Below are 17,996 nucleotides of genomic sequence, written 5' to 3' on the forward strand. Positions count from 1 at the left end.
GAGAAACAAATTCTGTCCAATAGACTCACTCAATAATTAGCTAATTAGTAAACCTGCATTTACTTATATAAAGGAACCATCATGTTAGATAGCAATATTAAAACCCAATTAAAAGCGTATTTCGAAAAAATTGTTCAGCCGATCGTTTTAACTGCTAGTTTAGATGATTCAGCTGTCTCAAACGATATGTTGACCCTACTCAACGAGGTTGCTGAGCAATCTGAGAAGATTACAGTTCTGACCAATGGCTCTGCCAAAAAAGTGCCTAGTTTTACGGTAGGCCTCGTCGGCGAGGAAGCACGCATTACTTTTGCTGGTTTGCCAATGGGTCACGAAATGACTTCTTTTATTTTAGCGATCTTGCAAGCGAGTGGTTATCCACCTAAAGTTGAAGCTGAAATTATTGAACGTATTCGTCAAATGAGTGGTAAGTTAAGATTTGAAACTTTTATCTCTCTTTCTTGCCATAACTGCCCGGACGTTGTTCAAGCTCTCAACCTCATGGCTGCGTTGAACCCTGATATCGAACATGTGATGATTGATGGCGCCATCTACCAGGACTTAGTGAATGAGCATCAAATTATGGCTGTGCCTACAGTCCTCCTCAATGGTGAAAGTTTCGGTCAAGGTCGTATGAGTGTCGAAGAGATTATTGCAAAACTCGATACCAACAGCCCTGAAAAAGATGCGATGAAGCTCAATGCCAAAGAAGCATTTGATGTCTTAATCATTGGCGGTGGTCCTGCAGGTGCTTCAGCATCAATCTATGCTGCTCGAAAAGGTATTCGTACAGGAATCCTTGCTGAGCGCTTCGGTGGTCAAGTGATGGATACCCTTGGGATTGAAAACTTTATTTCTGTCCAAGCCACTGAGGGACCAAAATTAGTGCAGGCCTTAGAGCAACACGTCAAGGAATATGAAGTGGATGTCATGAATTTGCAACGTGCCACTGCACTCAACAAAACCGACCATGGCTTTGAAGTAACGATAGCCAATGGTGCTGTCTTGAAATCAAAGTCTGTCATCGTTAGTACGGGTGCACGCTGGAGAGAAATGAATGTCCCAGGTGAGCAAGAATACAGAAACAAAGGCGTAGCATATTGCCCACATTGTGATGGTCCATTATTCAAAGGCAAGCGTGTGGCTGTGATCGGTGGTGGTAACTCTGGCGTAGAAGCAGCGATTGATTTAGCCGGCGTTGTAAGTCATGTCACCTTGATTGAATTTGATACCAAATTACGCGCTGACGCAGTTTTACAGAAAAAATTGTACAGCTTGACGAACGTAACTGTCATTACGAATGCACTCAGTAAGGAAGTATTAGGCGATGGTCAAAAGGTAAATGGTTTGCGTTATGAGGACCGCGCCACAAAAGAAGAAAGAGTGATTGAGCTTGAAGGCATCTTCGTGCAAATTGGTCTTTTACCAAATACTGATTGGCTTAAAGGAACGGTTGAATTGTCTGCTCGTGGCGAAATCGTGATTGATCAAAAAGGCGAAACCTCTGTTCCTGGTTTGTTTGCTGCAGGTGACTGTACGACGGTCCCATATAAGCAAATCATTATTGCCATGGGTGAAGGCGCAAAAGCCTCTTTGTCAGCTTTTGATTATTTGATTAGGTCCTCAGTAGAGGTTGAAGCCGAGAAAATTGCGGCGTAATTGAATCAAAATTACCTTATTTAAAAAATAATAAGCGCTACATCAGTTCATCGATGTAGCGTTTTTTTTAAATTGTTTCACTAATTTCAATTAAATTAAGATCAGGATCTCGAACATAAACTGACCGAATCTTCGATCTCGCCCCAGTCCGAATGACGGGCCCTTCTATCACCGGCCATTGCTCCTGTTGTAATCTCTGAATGACTTCCGTTAAAGGACAACTAGCGATAAAACACATGTCTAAAGAACCAGGCGTAGGAATATCTGCTTTGGGCTCAAATTCTTTGCCTTGAATATGTAAATTGATTTTTTGCGAACCGAATAGAAAGGCTTTACGAGGTACAGGTGGACTTCCTCCTATGAACGATTCGAGTTGCATCCCGAGTACTCTCGTATAAAAATCAATACAAGCTTCCTCATGCGCCGTTGTAAGCACGATATGGTCGATATGATGAATCATTTACAGAGCATTCCTTCGGTAATTTTTTTATTTAACGATCAAGGTTTCGCAACTCATCAACATCAGCGGGGATTGGATGTAAATCCAAGGGCAGTCCTGCTTTAATCATTTGTCCAGGGACATCATGGCCAACAATGCTAGGTAACTCCCGCGCAATCGCTAACAATCGAGGCAGGTCAATACCCGTATCAAATCCCATGGCTTGCAACATATGAATCGAATCTTCACTAGAAATATTACCACTTGCTCCTGGTGCGTAAGGACAACCGCCTAAACCACCTAAGGAGCCATCAAAGCGATCAATCCCGTTTTGTAGAGCCGCCAAAATATTGGCTAAGCCCATTCCCCTGGTGTTATGAAAATGAAACGTTAATTGCAAATGACTAAAGCGCTGGGATAATGCCTGGGCCATCTTGGCAACTTGCATGGGATTCGCCATGCCAGTGGTATCGCAAATGGTTAGTCCTCTCACTCCTAGATCGACAAATCGCTGGGAAAATTCTTCTACAACAGACTGCAACACAACACCTTCTAAGGGACAACCAAAGCTAGTGGAGAGAGAAACATTAATTGGGACTTGACCATCTACAAAGCGGATCACATCACTTAAACTGGCAACACTTTTTTCTCTAGTCATCCGCAGATTGGCTAGATTGTGCGTCTCTGAAGTAGACATGACCAAATTCAATTCATCTGCTTTCGATTCTAAAGCTCGCTCAGCACCTCGCAAATTCGGTACGAGTACCGTATATTCCACACCTGGCACACGTTGAATGCGTCCCATCACCTCCTCAGCATCTCGAAGCATTGGAATCGCCTTGGGGGAGGTAAAAGACGTCACTTCAATTTTTGCATAGCCACACTGACTTAAGGCATCTATCAACCTGATTTTTTCATCGGTTGCGATAAAGTTAGGTTCAATTTGAAAGCCATCTCGTGTCACCACTTCATTAAAGTGAATTTTTTTCATGATAAATTATTAGTAAAAGCTACGCCACGCTCTTTGAGTGCAAGGATTTGAGCTGGATTGAGGCCAAGTTCTTGCAAGACCGCATCTGTATCCTGACCGACATCAGGCGCCAAGGTTTTGATGGATCCTGGTGTTCTAGAAAGTTTGGGTAGGACGCCTGGAACATCTAAACTCGTACCATCTTTCATGTTGATCGTTTGAATATTTTCACGGGCTCTAAAATGCGGATCTTTAGCAATATCTGCAACCGTATAAATACGACCTGCTGGCACAGAGGCGGCATCTAAAATCTCTAAGGCTTGATCTGTACTCATTGTTTTTGCCCACTGTCCAATGACAGTATCTAATTCCGCCACGCGCTCTACTCGACCATCGTTGTTGGCCAATTGGGGATCTATTGCTAAATCACCCCTACCAATGGAATTCATCAGGCGTTTAAAAATACTATCGCCATTACCCGCAATCAAAACATATCCACCATCGGCACATAGATAGGCATTACTTGGTGCAATCCCTGGCAATGCACTACCAGCAGCCTGACGCACTTCACCAAAAGCACTATATTCAGGGAGTAAGCTTTCCATACAATTAAAGACCGCCTCATAAAGGGCCACATCAATCACTTGCCCTTTACCACTTTGATGACGTTCTTGAAGCGCTAGTAAGATACCAATCACACCGTGTAAGGATGCCAGAGTATCACCAATACTGACCCCCACACGTACTGGCACCCGACCAGGTTCTGCCGTTAAATGTCGCAGTCCCCCCATCGCCTCAGCAACCACGCCAAAGCCAGGTTTATCTTTGTAGGGGCCTGTCTGGCCATAGCCACTGATTCTTAAAATAATTAATCTCGGGTTTAATTCTAGTAGGTCTTTTGGGTCAAGTCCCCAGGCCTCTAGGGTACCTGGCCGAAAATTTTCCACCAACACATCAGCATCTTTGACTAGCAGGCGCACAATTTCTTGTGCTTCCATTTGCTTGAGATCAAGCGATAGTGAACGCTTATTCCGAGATTGGACTTGCCACCAAACTGAAGTTCCATCTTTTAATAATCGCCACTTTCTTAAAGCATCGCCAACTCCTGGCGGCTCTATTTTTATTACATCAGCTCCAAAATCCGCCAACGTCTTTGCCGCAAAGGGGCCGGCGATGAGCTGCCCCATCTCAATCACTTTAATATTAGTTAATGGTTCCATTATTTCTCTTTTGTTCTTTAATTGCTATCAAGTTAACCGTTTTAGTCCTCTTTGGGAATTGCTTTCTCAAATTGCGAAGGCCTAGTTAAAATATCTGCATGAACCTAAAAATAAATCCAGCAAAAATTAATTTTGTCACACTTCGATTATTTTGTGCAGTTGCTAGAACTGGATGTATTACCAAAGGTGCAGAAGATTGTAATTTAGCACTTTCTGCAGCAAGTCGGCGGATTTCGGAATTTGAAAAAACATTAGGAATTGGCCTTTTTGATGAATGTAAAGACTATTCAACTCATCGAGGACTGGGCACATCGTAATTTACTGATTGCCACAAAATCAGGCGTTGACTTATCTCCAGCAGCAAGCCTGCTTAAACAACATTTACAAGCTGCTGCTAGTTAAGATCCTAAAAAATTAAATAGGTATTCAATTATCTTAAAGCTTCTAAAATCGCTTTCACCATAGACGCCATATTGCCTCTACCATTAATATCTCCGGTCCGAGACTCCGGATTGGCTAGAGCTTCAGTAGTTGCTGCTGACATCGCTTTAGCCATGGATATTGCCTGCGGCATCGAGTGACTATATCCTAACCACTCAAATAGCATACGAGTAGACTCGATCATTGAGTAGGGATTGGCAATACCTTTACCCGCAATATCAGGTGCAGAGCCATGAGTCGCTTGCGCCATCGCAATATTGCCATTACCAATACATAAGCCAGGCGCCATCCCCAAACCACCAACTAAGCCTGCAGCCTCATCCGACAAAATGTCACCAAACATATTCGTCGTTACTACCACATCGAAATTCTGCGGATCTCTAATTAAGCGCATGGCAAAAGTATCAACAATGACGTCATCTACCCGAACATCAGGATACTCTAAAGCTAATTTTTTACATTCTTCTACAAACATGCCACAACCCAACTTAAACACAGTATCTTTGTGCACATAGGTTAAATGTTTTTTTCTTTGACGGGCTAACTCAAAGGCTGCTTTTGCCACTAGTCGGCTACCAGTTCTTGTAATCACGCGCATTGACAACGTCACTTCATCATTCGGACGAAATTCGGAATTACCCATCAACATATTTCGATCCGGCTGAAATCCCTCATTATTTTCTCGAACAATCACCAAATCGATATCATCACGGATACAACCGATATCAGGATAAGATCTAGTCGGTCTAACATTGGCAAATAAGTTAAATTGTTTGCGCAATATCGGATGAGGATTAATCGCATTCGCTTGTTTTGGATAGGCTCGATGGCCAATCGGCCCTAAAATCCAACCATCTAAAGTATGTAAGGTTTCTAAAGTTTCAGGTGGCAAGGTATTACCATGAGTATCTAAAGCTCGACGCCCAATGGGTAAAGGCACCCACTCAATATTTACCTGATGAAGTGCTGCCGCAGCTTTAGCGACCGCTACAGCAGCAGGCACAATTTCATGCCCAATATCATCACCTTCTAAAATACCTACTCTTAATATTTTTTCCATTACTCACTCTTCTAATTGAATATTGCGGGCTTTTGCTAGCGCAGTCCACCGACTTGTTTCGTTTTTAATAAATTGTCCAAATTGTGTAGCTGTCATCGGCATCGGTTCAACCGCTTCGATCGCTAATTTTTCTCGCATCTCGGGTAGTTTCAGGGTAGCAACTTGCGTTTCATTCAGGCGCTCAACAATATCCGCTGACATGCCAGCAGGACCAACACTTCCGTACCATTGCATGGCGTCAAACCCTTTAAAACCCAACTCTTCCATCGTTGGAACTTCTTTCAGTAAACTACTTCGTCTTGGCCCAGTCACTGCCAAAGCGCGCACCTTTCCGGATTGGATATATTGTTGAGCCGCGGCTAAACCAGGAAACATCGTTTGTGTTTGATTACCCAATAAATCATTAAAAGCGGGTGCAATTCCGCGATAGGGAATATGCAATAAGTTAAGGCCAGTTTCTTGTTTGAATAACTCCATTGTCATATGCGTTAAAGACCCTTGGCCAGCCGTTCCATACGAAAGCTTACCCGAGTTTTTTCGCGCATAGTCGATAAAGTCCTTCATATTTGAAACTGGTACCTGACTATTGACAATCAGAACATTAGGTGTGGCACCAATCATACCAATCGGCGTAAAGTCTTTAATCGGGTCATAGGGCACCTTGCGCGTTGCGGGGTTAGTGCCGTGAGTAGCAACATACCCTTGCATCAAGGTATAGCCATCAGGCGTGGCACGCATGGTGGTTTGAGCAGCAATCACACCGCCACCGCCACTTTGATTTTCTACCACAAATGTTTGACCCAGTAGACGGCCCCATCGTTCTGTCACGACCCGAGCAATCATATCGTTCCCACCGCCCGCAGCAACAGGGACGATATATCGAATCGGTCTGTTTGGATACGATTGTGCTCTACCAATCAGTGGCAAAGAAAGTCCAGCTATGCCGGCAAAAAAATTACGTCGATTCATAGGTCAATAACCTCCACCAATTGGATTAATCCACTTTTACATCCGCCGATTTCACGAGCTTCACCCAAAATTTTTCATCCTCTACCAAAAACTTAGAAAAATCTGCTGGAGAGGCGGATAAAGACACGTCAGTTCCCTCTCTCGCTAAGGCAACCTTTACATTTGGTTGTCGTAGAGCAATTTGAGTCGCTTCAAATAGTTTTTGAAGAATGACTGGCGGCGTTCCAGCGGGCGCAAACAATCCATACCAGAACTCGATTTCATACTCAGGTAATCCAGCTTCTTTCATGCCTGGCAAATTTGGGGCTAGTTGAGATCTTTCTTTTTGCGAAATTCCCAAACCACGTAAACGACCGCTCTGAATCATTGGCAATACCGAAGGTGGTGTACCAAAGGTTAATTGCGTGTCTCCAGCAACCACTGATTGAATCGAGAGTGATCCCCCTCGAAAAGGGATGTGGGTCATTTTGATATCGGCAATCTGACTAAACAGAGCTGCGGCTAAATGGGGTGCTGAACCATTTCCGGAGGTACCGTAATTTAGTCCACCTGGATCTTGCTTCGCTTTGGCGATTAAATCCTTCACAGAAAAAATACCCGTATTAGGGTTTACTGCAATCACAACTGGCGAACTAGTCACCTTGCTAATTGGTAATAGGTCACTTGGCCGGTAAGCTAATTTAGCATTTAGTGCCGGATTCACAGAAATACTACTAGGACTTGCAATCAGAATCGTATAACCATCAGGGCTCGATTTAGCAACACTTTCAGCGGCAATACTGGAACCCGCTCCGGGCTTATTCTCAATGATAATAGTTTGACCGAGCGCTTGCCCAAGAGGAACACTAATATTACGAGCCACATAATCGGCAGCTCCTCCCGGAGCAAATCCAACGATTAATTTGATTGGTTTATTCGGGTAAGTCTGTGCCTGACAAAATAGACAAAAAAAGGCAAGTAATAAAAAATTCAGCAGTTTATAAAGCTTCATTTGCAAAACCATCATCTCACCTCTTCAGTCGTCTTTTGACAAGTTGTCATGCTTTAAATGTTAGACAGCTCCAGTTAAAACAATTTTTCCTAAATGTTGATTTGAATCCATTAACGCCTTCGCTTCTACTAGTTTCTCAAATGGCAGTACTTGATAGATTAATGGTAACGCCTGTCCTTTTTCATAAAGAGGCAGAATGTCACGTCGGAAAGCGGGTAAGGATTCAGCACGTTGTTCTGGTGATCTAAACTTATTCGATACACCGAAGAGTTTTAAGCGCTTCGCATGTAAAAGTTCAATATCAATTTCAGCCTTCAAGACACCATCGACATAACCTACCGTTGCTAAACGTCCCTGAAAAGCCATCGAACGTACACACTCAGCAAACACGGAGCCACCTACGGTATTGATCACTAAGTTGACGCCTTTTGCGTCAGTAATTTGCATTAATTGATCATAAAAATTCGACTCACGAGTACAAATACCCACATCTAGTCCGAGCTCTTGTAAGCGATCTAATTTCGCTTGAGAACCAGAAGTGCCAATTACTTTAGCGCCTAATGTTTTTGCCATGGCAAGAGCAGTGACGCCTACTCCAGATGTTACACCTGGAATAAACACCCACTCTCCCGCCTTTAAATCACCATGCACCACTAACATGTCATACACGACCAGTGAAGTGAGAGGAATTGCGGCAGCTTGATGCCAATCCAAAGAGGCTGGTATTTTCATCGCTTCACGTTCTGTAATCAATGCGTACTCGGCAAATGCTCCAGAGCATCTCCCCATTACACGATCTCCAGGACTAAAGTTTTCTACCCCACTACCACAACTCACGACCTCTCCAGCAGCTTCCATACCAATCGGTTTTGCAGCACCAGCCTTATGTAAGCCATGCCCTAAAATAAACTCGCCACGATTCAGGCCAGCCGCCCGAACACGCACGAGCATTTGCCCAGCACCTGGTACTAATTGTTCAATGTCACGCAATTCAATCTGCGCACTTTCACCATCACTTTGCATCCAATACGATTTCATTACCATCCTTATTATTTATTTCTAACATCTCGAACTTTGAAAAGTCGATTAACTACTCGTAGTAACCATTAAACAAAACCAACTGAACAGTATTCATCACACCGTGCAGTTGGTTAAAGGTCAATAATTTTAAATTACACTTGCAAGCAGATCCCACTAGTGTAATTTATGCTCTTGTAACTGCCTGTTCCTTTAATGCTAATTTAACAGATTCTGGCGTAAAGGGAATCGTTCTCAGCCGAATACCTGTTGCATCAAAGACTGCGTTAGCAATAGCTGCTGGAATGGTTGTTGGCGTTTGTTCACCGGCTCCCCAAGATGGCGTTCCAGGTTGATCAATCAAGACAGTATGTACTTTTGGTACTTCATTGAACCTGACAATGGGATATGTCGACCAGTCAACGCTATCGATATCGCTCCCCGTCCATTTCACTTCTTCCATCAATACGCGACTGACTGTTTGGATAGCTCCACCTTCGATTTGATTTTGAACCCCATCAGGATTAATCATTTGTCCACAATCATGCGCCACATATAAGTTTTTCACTAAAATCTTACCAGTTTCACGATTGAGCTCAATATCAGCCACTGTAGCTACATAGGTAATGGCATTGTTATAGCGAACATAAGCAATGCCACGCCCTTTCGCTATTTTTGAATTTGCGTTGGTTTTATAGGAGGGCTCTTTACTTTGCCAATTAGAAGATTTCATGGCGGCACGGATGACAGCAATTGCTCTTGGATCAGTTAAGTTTTTAATCCGAAACTCGGCTGGATCTGAGTTACTCGCAATCGCTAATTCATCCATAAAAGATTCATTGCCAAAACTATTTTCAATCCTACCTGGACTTCTCAAGTGCGATGACCTCAGGAAAGTTTGTGCAATATGCTTGGTATTGACCGTAATATTTGGAACTGAATAAGGTGCTGCTGAATTCTGGAATAAGAATCCCACCCAATTACCTGGTCTTGGTACACCGGTATCAGTGGCCGCAAGTAATGGGAAGTCCAGTGGTTTCATAAAGGCAATATGATTCAAAGCGATATAAAAATCACTCTTCCAACCTGTAATATTGCCATTACTATCCAAACTAGCTTCAAAGTCCATCGTTCTGGGTGGACTTTTTGGCGCAAGCGCAGTTTCATCATGACGCATCCACTGCAACCTAACTGGCTTACCAATCGCCATCGATGCCAGTGCTGCATCGGCAGTTGCGTCCTCATGCCCATTACGCCCGTAACAACCAGAGCCATCTAAATAAATTAAGCGAATAGACTCTTTTGGAAGACCCGTAATAACAGATAACTCATGTTGCATGGAGTGGGTTGCTTGAGAAGCACTCCATACCGTTAATTTACCGTCTTTATAATCAGCCACGGCACATGAAGGCCCAATAGAAGCATGGGTTTGTACAGCAAAGTTATAACTGGCTTTGATGTTTTTTGCCCCTGCATTTAAGACAGAATCAACATTTCCGACCTTTTGAGTAACATCTTCTTTCGCAATCGGCATTTCTCGCCACTCTTTGAAAATAGTCGCTTTTTTCGGTAAGTCAGGTCCTTTAGCCCACGTCACTTTGATCTCTCTAGCAGCTTTTACGGCGCCCCACTCTGTCGAAGAGATAACCACCAAAAAATCTCCTTTGCGGACGGTTTGTAAATAGCCTTTAATATTTTTAAGAGCAGAGTCATCAACGCTTTTCAATTTAGCGCCGATAGAATTAGGGCGAACGACTCTAGCATGCAGCATGCCAGGTAATTTAAAGTCGTGCATATAAAGATATTCGCCAGTTACTTTTTCAGGGATATCAACCCTTGGTACTGATTTACCAATGACTCTATATTCAGTATGACTTTTTAAGCTTGTTTTTGGATTTACTTCCAGCTTAAAACCATCCCCAATTAGACTGCCGTAAGTTAACTTTTGGGCGGGATTGCTGATTGGAAAAATTACCCCATCTCTAACGAGTAATTCTGAAGCTGGAATATTCCACTTTTGGGCTGCTCTATCTAACAAGGCATTTCTGGCACTTGCAGCTGCAAGTCTTAACTCATTACCACCTTGAGAAATGGATAGCGCACCTCCAGTAATCCACTGATCAGGTGTGGTGGCAGTGTCACCCATGACCATCTCAATGGCCGTAAATGGCACATAGAGCTCATCTGCAGCAATTTGCGCTAAAGCAGTTTTAACCCCAGTCCCAAGATCTACCTTACCTGAAAAAATGGTGATCTTACCACTTTGATCAATACTTAACCAGGAGTCAAGGACTTCCCTTTTAACTACTTTCGGGGCTCTTAATCCTTGATTCGTATTAGCAGTAGCTTGCCCAGTGAAAGAAAAACTAACCACGAGTGCTCCAGCACCACTGACCTTCAAAAACTCTCGACGTGTAAATGTATTCATGATGATTAACCGATCTCTGAGTAGAATGTTTAGGAAAGGGAGAGGTAGCGTTTGACAGCTGCCACAATTCGTTGATGGGTCCCACACCGGCATAAATTACCAGACAAAGCATCTGTAATTTCTTGATCACTAGGATTTTTATTTTTTGCCAAAAAAGCTGAGGCCGTCATGATCATGCCATTAATACAATAGCCACATTGAGCTGCTTGTTCATCAATAAAAGCTTGTTGTAATTTACTGGGTTTTGCACTACTTCCCAAGCCTTCTAGAGTAGTGATTTTTTTATTACTTACGCTTTTAGCAGGAGTAATACAAGAACGAATCGCTTGACCATCTACATGCACAGTGCATGCACCACACTGACCTAAACCGCAACCAAATTTAGGACCTTTTAGGTTGAGATCATCTCGTAATGCATATAGCAAGGGCGTGTCATCATCAATATTAATGGATTTGCTTTTTCCATTTACTAGTAATGTTGTTTGGGTCATGTAATTAAATTCCTTAAGCCAATGAATGTGATTGAAAACCAAATATGTAGGGTTATTTTTAATAATATTCAACATAAAAGTATATTGAAATCAACTAATTAAAAAACTAGGTTTTACCCTTGAACAAGTTAAATAATGCGTTGACTCCAAAAAGCATATTGGGATGACCCACTTTTTTATCACCATGAATATGGTCTTGATTTACATGATTGATGAATAATTTTTTGACGAAAAAAAACTCCTCAAATTTGAGGAGTTGAATGACAACTGGAGATCTATTTTAGGGATTTGTAATGGCGTTGTGATCCATGGTGATTGCAGTTTGGGATAACAATCTACCGATGATGCTAGAGTCTGCGCCAACGGTGACAGCAGTACCGGTTAAAATGATGCCATTAAACGTAGAAGTTACCCCAACCGTGAGCCTACTTTTATCACAAACAACTGCGTATTGGGATGAAACAATAGTCTATTTTGTACATTTGAGGATGAGCGGTTTCGTATTAGAATCTTCACTATGTCAAATTTAAAAATAACGGATGGTCACACTCTAGGAGATTCAGATTCTGGAAAATTGAATCTTGACGACTATCTAAATGCTATTTTTAAAAACGATATGCGACTTTTCGATGCCTATCAATTAGAAGAAGTCCTCGCGTATATTGACCACAATAGCCCCTCAATGCGTGGCTTCTTAGAAGTTTTAATTAACTCTTCTTTGTGGCAAGGATGGCAAATCGAATCTAACCCCTATCTTTCGATGATCCTTCAGATTGGCTCAAAGATTGATCACCTAGCTTCTTTAAAAGCTGAACCAGCCTATCATTCAAAGTTCCATATGATGGATGTATGCTTGATTGTGACCTGTTTACTTGCCTGTGAAACCAGTCTACAACCAGAAGACAGAAATCATCATCTCTGGCAAACATCGCACAGAGAGAAATGGTTACTTTTACTTAGTGCTGCTGCTCACGATCTTGGGCATCCAGGACGAATGAATTCTTATCCCTATGAGATAGAAAAAGATAGCCTTCATTTATTACAAGTCTTACTCGAAAAAGAAGGTTACAACACCCTCCAAATCGAGGATGTAATGAATAGCTTAAGTCCGTGGATTTTAGCTACCGATCATAGTCAATATATTCCTTTAGTAAATCGCCTAGAGGGGACAACACCTTCGCATACTGATTGTATGGCGATGTTACTCGTAGAGGCCGACGTGACATCAAGCGTACTGCCTAATAGAGGACGCGTGCTGACGAAGAGGCTAAGTGAAGAATGGGAAAATTTATATGCCCAGCAATCGGCAGCTCTATTAAATTTGCTAGGGTATTTGAAATTTCTTGAAAATTTGAAATTTATTAGCCCTCATGCTGCAGTCTTTCAACTACCCATTGTATTAAAAAAGACCATCGCAAAAGTCCAATCTGAATTGGTTTAAATCCAGGTTATTTCTTTTAACTTCAATGGGATTACAAATAGGCTATTAACAGACTGTTTGATAACAGACAGACGAACTTTCGATTTTTTTCTAGACTGAAGCTTCATTGGTTTAACTAATTAATCAGAAAGTTCAATATGAAAAAAATCAATCTCGTCTTAACAGTATTGCTAATCTCTTCAGCTGCATCCGCCGCGGGATCAGGAACGACAATGGCCATTAGTACTCAGGAGTTGGCTGGAGTGTGTGGCGATCAATCCAGCTCACAACCACAAATTTATTGTGATGTATATGGTCAAGGAGTATTTGATGGCTACCTAGTTACTAGACACCGTTGATAAATCAATTGACTTTTATTCCTAATAAGGAATTGTGGAGTCAATGTCGCCGTCCAACAGTAAACTACGGCTCGCATAGGGGAATTGCGTCCCTAACACGCAGTATGAACTGCCTAAGGGCCTAATTGACCTTAGGGGTTTAGGATTGGTTTTTGACAACCCTAACCGCGCATGCGCTTTGTGCGCTGCTGTGACACTCTTCCGAATCGCTTGCCAGTGGTTCCATACATGTTTCTTGCGATTCCTTACAGGTAGCGAGAAAGTGAGATGTGAACCATTTCGAATTGGCACAAGGCCGTTGCGACTAGCAAGCTTTTCAGAAAAGCCTAAACCTCGCCTTGCAATTGCAATAGCAGATGCAAGATGAATCGATAAACCATAAACTTGCGCGTAATTCACTTGTCCAATGACGCTGGTGTAGGCTGGATTTACTTCAATAACTTCCACACCAGCTCGAAAGGCCGCAGCTTTAATGGTTTGTAAAATTTTGTTATACGCTAAGCTCGATAACATACGAGCACCAGTAGGATTGTATTGGTTGAAATCTCGCTTTTTCTTTTGAAAATCGAGCTTTTCAATCACAATCGGCTTACAGCTCATGGTTGCCAATTCAATCATCTTAGCCACTTCATCACCAATCATAGCGCTTGCCTGATGAGAAGTTTTACCTAAAATAGGTAAGTCATGACGTTGGCTAAATATCCAATTGCCACGATAGTCAATTTCTGAAACCGCTAAATGATCTGCGTTCAAATCAATACCGATAGCGCCTAAATTACGATTCGTCAGGAGTTCTGGCGCGGTGACATCGACAGAGACAAAAAGCCGATAACCTTTTTTATCCTTAACAAAGCGATAAGATAGGGCGGTGCCATCACGTACTGTGCCTTTACCATCTTCTCGCTGTTTTCTATGTGAGGATCGCAATGCTTTTTGAATCTGATCTTTCCCGTATTGAAAATCAATCTTTGAGATATTCAAATGCTTACCAAGATTCAAGCTATCTGGCAATCGCAACTTCATGGTTAACGTATCACCTTGTTCGCTTAATTGGCAAAGCATATTGCCAGCACTCTCGTCTTTAGAGCCAACCACAAAGAACTGCTTCGATCGCTCTGCTCGCCAAGCCGTTTGCCATTCTTGATGACTGGCATAACCATGGGCTTCTAAATTGTATTGCGCATGAAAGAGTTTGCGTGTGCCAAAGCAAATGGCGTAGTCTTTAGCTTCTTTTTGCTTGGTAAGACGATCTAATCGAAGATGAAGAATGGCTAATCTTCGCTGCATTTGGTGCAGGCTAAAAAGCTGCTTTTTATTCAAAGACTTTTTAGCAAGTACTTTTGAAATTTGCATCTCTTTTTTCGCAATATCAGACTTTGCCTTATCAATATAGCCTGGCAAAAGCTCCTTAATGGATTTTGTCTTACCGTCTAAAGTCATCGCAATGCTATTAAACATTCTGCCAGAAATACCGAATTGCTCAATCAATTGACGCTTAATTTCGTTGCGATTCGATGGATTAGTTTTTATTTTGGCGTAAAGTTTGCGCTCAATTTTGCTTTGAAGTGCGCAATATTTATCAAGCGTAGCAATCTCTTCAATGGAAAGATTTTGTAGGCGGGTTTGATACGTAAAAATAGACGAATTAAGCATTATCTACGTCTTTGTTGATGGCACGAATAGCTTTATCGGCTTTATTTTTAGCCGAGCGTTTTCCATAAAGTCTTGCGCACATCGAGACAATCACTTCATGCAAATCACGCACGATATCGTCTTGTATTTCTGTGCTATCAACAACGATAATTTTTCGACCGGATGACTTTAAGCTTGCCTCGAGATAACTAAATCCAAATCGAGTTAATCGATCGCGATGCTCGACAATAATTAGGTTGATATTTTTATTGGCCAGCAACCGCAACAATCCTTTGCGCTGGCCATTCATGCCGGAGCCGACTTCTTTAACTTTTTCGGCAATGAGGATTCTGTGCTCGATTGCATAATCCACAAGCCGTAATAACTGCCTGTCTAGGTCTTTCTTTTGGTCGCCAGAACTTACGCGGGCATAGATAGCTGCTTGCTCTATTTTTTCGTCCTCGGGAAAGACAAGAATGGTGCCATTTGGAAGCTGCTCTGACCGCACGGGCAACTTATTGCTCTTATGCATTTTCCATGCACTGCGATAAGAGATACCCTTAGTTTTTGCCCAAGCGCTTAATTTCATGAAAATAATATAGCACATTGAATCATAAAAGACAATGTTTTTTTATACAGTTATCAACCCTTTGATTTTATCTAAACACTAATCCTCAAATTGAGTTTTATTAATTTGAGGATTTTTCACTTAGGTCGATTCCTCTCGGAACTCAATCGCGATCGCATTAAAATTTGCTTGCTCAGCAACAAATGCCTCAACAATTAACGGATCAAATTGATTGCCAGACTTGGAAATAATTTCCTTTACAGCATCTTCATGACTCCACGCTTTTTTGTAAACTCGCTTATTAACTAAAGCATCATACATGTCAGCTAACGACATGATTCTGGCCTCTAGCGGGATATTTTGTCCTGCTAAACCACGAGGATATCCAGTTCCATCCCATTTTTCATGATGTCCACCTGCAATTTTTATAGCTTTTGAAATGACACTGGATTGTTCTGTTTTATGTAACTCGGTTGAACTTAATACTGCCTCGCCAATTAAGGTGTGAGTTTTCATGACAGTCCACTCGTTATCCGTTAGCGGGCCTTTTTTTAATAATATTTGATCAGGAATACCAATCTTACCAATGTCATGAAGGGGTGCGGCTTGAAACAGTAAGTCGATATACTCATCGTTAATTTGATTTAAATAATGGAGACTTAATCGCAAACGCTCACATAGTAATCGAACATAATGTTGCGTGCGAATAATATGGTTGCCAGTCTCATCATCTCTCGCCTTAGCAAGAGCATTCAAAGTTTCTAAATACTGAGTTTCAGTTTGGTTAACTTTTTTCTGAGCCAACTCAATTTTCATTAGGTAGTTTTCAGTGATTAAGTCCTCTTTTTTGCCCCACTCTATCGAGGTGACCATCGCTATGAATAACATAAATCTTGCGATAGAGAGTACCAGCAAGAGAGTAAAGGTTATTAAGTTCAGCGAGCCTCCATCAAACGCATAGCCAACCCCAAAAAACATTACAAAATTGAAACGTAAAAACCAAATAGTGGAGATTAAAGTGGAGGTCATTCCTAGAACAAATGAAAAGGGAACTTTTCGTAATTGATTGTATTTAAAAATTACAATCGTCGTGAAAAAATTAAAAAGGAATGCATTTAGTGCAACAACTGCAGGCCGATATCTAATATCGATTAACTGACCAACTACTTCAAGAATCATCGTAAAAATGATAGTTACTAAAATTGCTTGAAGTGCAATTACCTTAAAATGAAGTTTTTTTCCCAACAAAGATAAGCAGGAATATAAAAAATATACACTACCAGCTGCATTAACTCCGTTTCCCAGTCTGTAGGAATAAAATTCGGGTATAAAATCTTTCATTGCTAATAAGACTGTAGCTACTCCAAGAAGAAGCGAGCCTACAATCCAAGCAGTGACGTATTCTGGTCTCTCATTTTTGAACTGCGCTAATAATAGAACAGCTCCTGCAAATGAAAACATTCCAAAAAACAAGAAAATGGTGTAGATGATGTAAGCTGTTGAATTCATTTATTCTTTATTTTTACGGCACTTATGATGAAATTTACAACTGAAATCATAAACCTTTTCTTTATCGATAGGTTTTTAAAATTTCAATTTATCTTATCAGTAATACATGGTGAATTCTAATACGAAGTGCAACTTTGAAAAATGAAAGGAGGCTAAGGATGATTTAGTATCTTAGCTTCTCGACCTCCAAGTCAAAGTAGCCATGAACTATAAACACCTTAGCCAAGAAGAACGATATCAGATTTATATATTAATGTCAGCCGGAAAAAACAAACAACAGATTGCCGAGTTGCTGGGTCGACACAAATCGACCATTAGTCGAGAGATTGCTCGCAATACGGGTGGTCGAGGTTATCGACCTCGACAAGCCTGTTTGTTAGCCCAAGAGCGCTCTTTGGGCTCTCGTAATGCTTCTCAAATTACCGCTGAGCAATGGTCTCAGACGGTAGACTGTCTCAATAATAAGTGGAGCCCTGAACAAACCGCAGACGAAGTAGGAATTAGTCATGAGACCATTTACCGCCATGTATACGAGGACAAAGCTGCAGGTGGACTCCTTTGGAAACAACTGCGCTGCTAAAAGAAACGCAAGAAACGATATGCTAGCGGTCAAGAACGTCGCGGACAAATTATCGCTAGGAGGCCTATCAGTGAACGCCCTGCTTATATTGAGGAGAGAGCACAGGTTGGTCATTGGGAGGGTGATACCGTCATTGGCGCTAACCACCAGCAAGCTATTGTTACCCTCGTTGAGCGGAAAAGCGGTTATGCCTTAATTAGAAAGGTAATGAACAAAACTTCCGAGCTAGTAGGCAATGCCATC

17 protein-coding genes and 2 pseudogenes are annotated in these 17,996 nt (G+C 41.8%); 6 read left to right on the top strand and 13 right to left on the bottom strand.

The features are described from left to right. Positions 1-81 precede the first annotated feature (81 nt). Positions 82-1,659 (top strand): alkyl hydroperoxide reductase subunit F, encoded by a 1,578-nt coding sequence (gene ahpF, locus B8983_RS11070; protein WP_084284869.1) that lies wholly within the window; start codon positions 82-84, stop codon positions 1,657-1,659. A 67-nt stretch (positions 1,660-1,726) separates the two neighbouring features. Here the strand turns inward: ahpF and B8983_RS11075 are convergent, their stop codons facing one another. From B8983_RS11075 to B8983_RS11085, 3 genes are read right to left on the bottom strand one after another with little or no spacing between them, the layout of a single operon-like run. Next, positions 1,727-2,119: a VOC family protein gene (locus B8983_RS11075; RefSeq protein ID WP_084284876.1), complete on the bottom strand. Its 393-nt coding sequence runs from the start codon at positions 2,117-2,119 to the stop codon at positions 1,727-1,729. Positions 2,120-2,150: 31 nt separating this feature from the next. Next, a complete protein-coding gene (locus tag B8983_RS11080; protein WP_084284878.1) occupies positions 2,151-3,089 on the bottom strand; it encodes a hydroxymethylglutaryl-CoA lyase in 939 nt (312 codons plus the stop codon). Continuing rightward, complete coding sequence (locus B8983_RS11085) at positions 3,086-4,288, bottom strand: CaiB/BaiF CoA transferase family protein (RefSeq protein ID WP_084284880.1); 1,203 nt, start codon at positions 4,286-4,288, stop codon at positions 3,086-3,088. The genes B8983_RS11080 and B8983_RS11085 overlap by 4 nt, the downstream gene beginning before the upstream one ends. A gap of 98 nt (positions 4,289-4,386) precedes the next feature. Between B8983_RS11085 and B8983_RS11090 the strand changes: the two are divergent. After that, positions 4,387-4,533 (top strand): annotated as a pseudogene (locus B8983_RS11090) (helix-turn-helix domain-containing protein); the annotation flags it as partial. A gap of 25 nt (positions 4,534-4,558) precedes the next feature. Next, positions 4,559-4,690, top strand: coding sequence for a hypothetical protein (locus B8983_RS14285; RefSeq protein WP_255372811.1), 132 nt, complete (start codon positions 4,559-4,561; stop codon positions 4,688-4,690). 28 nt (positions 4,691-4,718) lie between these two features. Here the strand turns inward: B8983_RS14285 and B8983_RS11095 are convergent, their stop codons facing one another. The 7 genes from B8983_RS11095 to B8983_RS14400 all read right to left on the bottom strand — a co-directional run bounded on the left by B8983_RS11095 (position 4,719) and on the right by B8983_RS14400 (position 12,151). Then, on the bottom strand, positions 4,719-5,789 hold the full coding sequence (locus tag B8983_RS11095; RefSeq protein ID WP_084284882.1) for an isocitrate/isopropylmalate dehydrogenase family protein: 1,071 nt from the start codon (positions 5,787-5,789) through the stop codon (positions 4,719-4,721). A 3-nt stretch (positions 5,790-5,792) separates the two neighbouring features. Continuing rightward, a complete protein-coding gene (locus B8983_RS11100) occupies positions 5,793-6,758 on the bottom strand; it encodes a Bug family tripartite tricarboxylate transporter substrate binding protein (protein WP_084284883.1) in 966 nt (321 codons plus the stop codon). A 25-nt stretch (positions 6,759-6,783) separates the two neighbouring features. Beyond that, positions 6,784-7,749 (bottom strand): Bug family tripartite tricarboxylate transporter substrate binding protein, encoded by a 966-nt coding sequence (locus tag B8983_RS11105; RefSeq protein ID WP_084284924.1) that lies wholly within the window; start codon positions 7,747-7,749, stop codon positions 6,784-6,786. A gap of 60 nt (positions 7,750-7,809) precedes the next feature. Continuing rightward, positions 7,810-8,787, bottom strand: coding sequence for a zinc-binding dehydrogenase (locus B8983_RS11110; RefSeq protein ID WP_084284887.1), 978 nt, complete (start codon positions 8,785-8,787; stop codon positions 7,810-7,812). Positions 8,788-8,953: 166 nt separating this feature from the next. Then, positions 8,954-11,194, bottom strand: coding sequence for a xanthine dehydrogenase family protein molybdopterin-binding subunit (locus B8983_RS11115; protein ID WP_159460893.1), 2,241 nt, complete (start codon positions 11,192-11,194; stop codon positions 8,954-8,956). A 29-nt stretch (positions 11,195-11,223) separates the two neighbouring features. After that, on the bottom strand, positions 11,224-11,685 hold the full coding sequence (locus B8983_RS11120) for a (2Fe-2S)-binding protein (protein ID WP_084284893.1): 462 nt from the start codon (positions 11,683-11,685) through the stop codon (positions 11,224-11,226). Positions 11,686-11,965: 280 nt separating this feature from the next. Continuing rightward, positions 11,966-12,151: an ice-binding family protein gene (locus tag B8983_RS14400; protein WP_084284926.1), complete on the bottom strand. Its 186-nt coding sequence runs from the start codon at positions 12,149-12,151 to the stop codon at positions 11,966-11,968. A gap of 51 nt (positions 12,152-12,202) precedes the next feature. Here B8983_RS14400 and B8983_RS11130 point away from each other — a divergent pair, with 51 nt between their 5' ends. Both B8983_RS11130 and B8983_RS11135 read left to right on the top strand, forming a co-directional pair. Then, the gene (locus B8983_RS11130; protein ID WP_084284897.1) at positions 12,203-13,126 is read left to right on the top strand and encodes an HD domain-containing protein; all 924 of its coding nucleotides are present in this window, start codon (positions 12,203-12,205) and stop codon (positions 13,124-13,126) included. A gap of 137 nt (positions 13,127-13,263) precedes the next feature. Then, the gene (locus tag B8983_RS11135; RefSeq protein WP_084284901.1) at positions 13,264-13,464 is read left to right on the top strand and encodes a hypothetical protein; all 201 of its coding nucleotides are present in this window, start codon (positions 13,264-13,266) and stop codon (positions 13,462-13,464) included. Positions 13,465-13,485: 21 nt separating this feature from the next. Here B8983_RS11135 and B8983_RS11140 read toward each other — a convergent pair whose 3' ends face one another. The 3 genes from B8983_RS11140 to B8983_RS11150 form a co-directional block, all read right to left on the bottom strand. After that, positions 13,486-15,117 carry an IS200/IS605 family accessory protein TnpB-related protein gene (locus B8983_RS11140; protein ID WP_084284903.1) on the bottom strand — a complete coding sequence of 544 codons (1,632 nt, stop codon included), beginning with the start codon at positions 15,115-15,117 and terminating at the stop codon, positions 13,486-13,488. Then, positions 15,110-15,685, bottom strand: a complete 576-nt coding sequence (locus tag B8983_RS11145) for an IS607 family transposase (protein WP_084284928.1) — start codon at positions 15,683-15,685, stop codon at positions 15,110-15,112. Before B8983_RS11145 ends, B8983_RS11140 begins: the two co-directional genes overlap by 8 nt. A gap of 120 nt (positions 15,686-15,805) precedes the next feature. Continuing rightward, entirely contained in the window at positions 15,806-17,173 is a 1,368-nt protein-coding gene (locus tag B8983_RS11150) for an HD-GYP domain-containing protein (protein WP_084284905.1), read from the bottom strand. A 202-nt stretch (positions 17,174-17,375) separates the two neighbouring features. Here B8983_RS11150 and B8983_RS14440 point away from each other — a divergent pair. Continuing rightward, positions 17,376-17,996 (top strand): annotated as a pseudogene (locus B8983_RS14440) (IS30 family transposase); the annotation flags it as partial.

Source organism: Polynucleobacter kasalickyi (assembly GCF_900176405.1).
Taxonomy (GTDB): Bacteria; Pseudomonadota; Gammaproteobacteria; order Burkholderiales; family Burkholderiaceae; genus Polynucleobacter; species Polynucleobacter kasalickyi.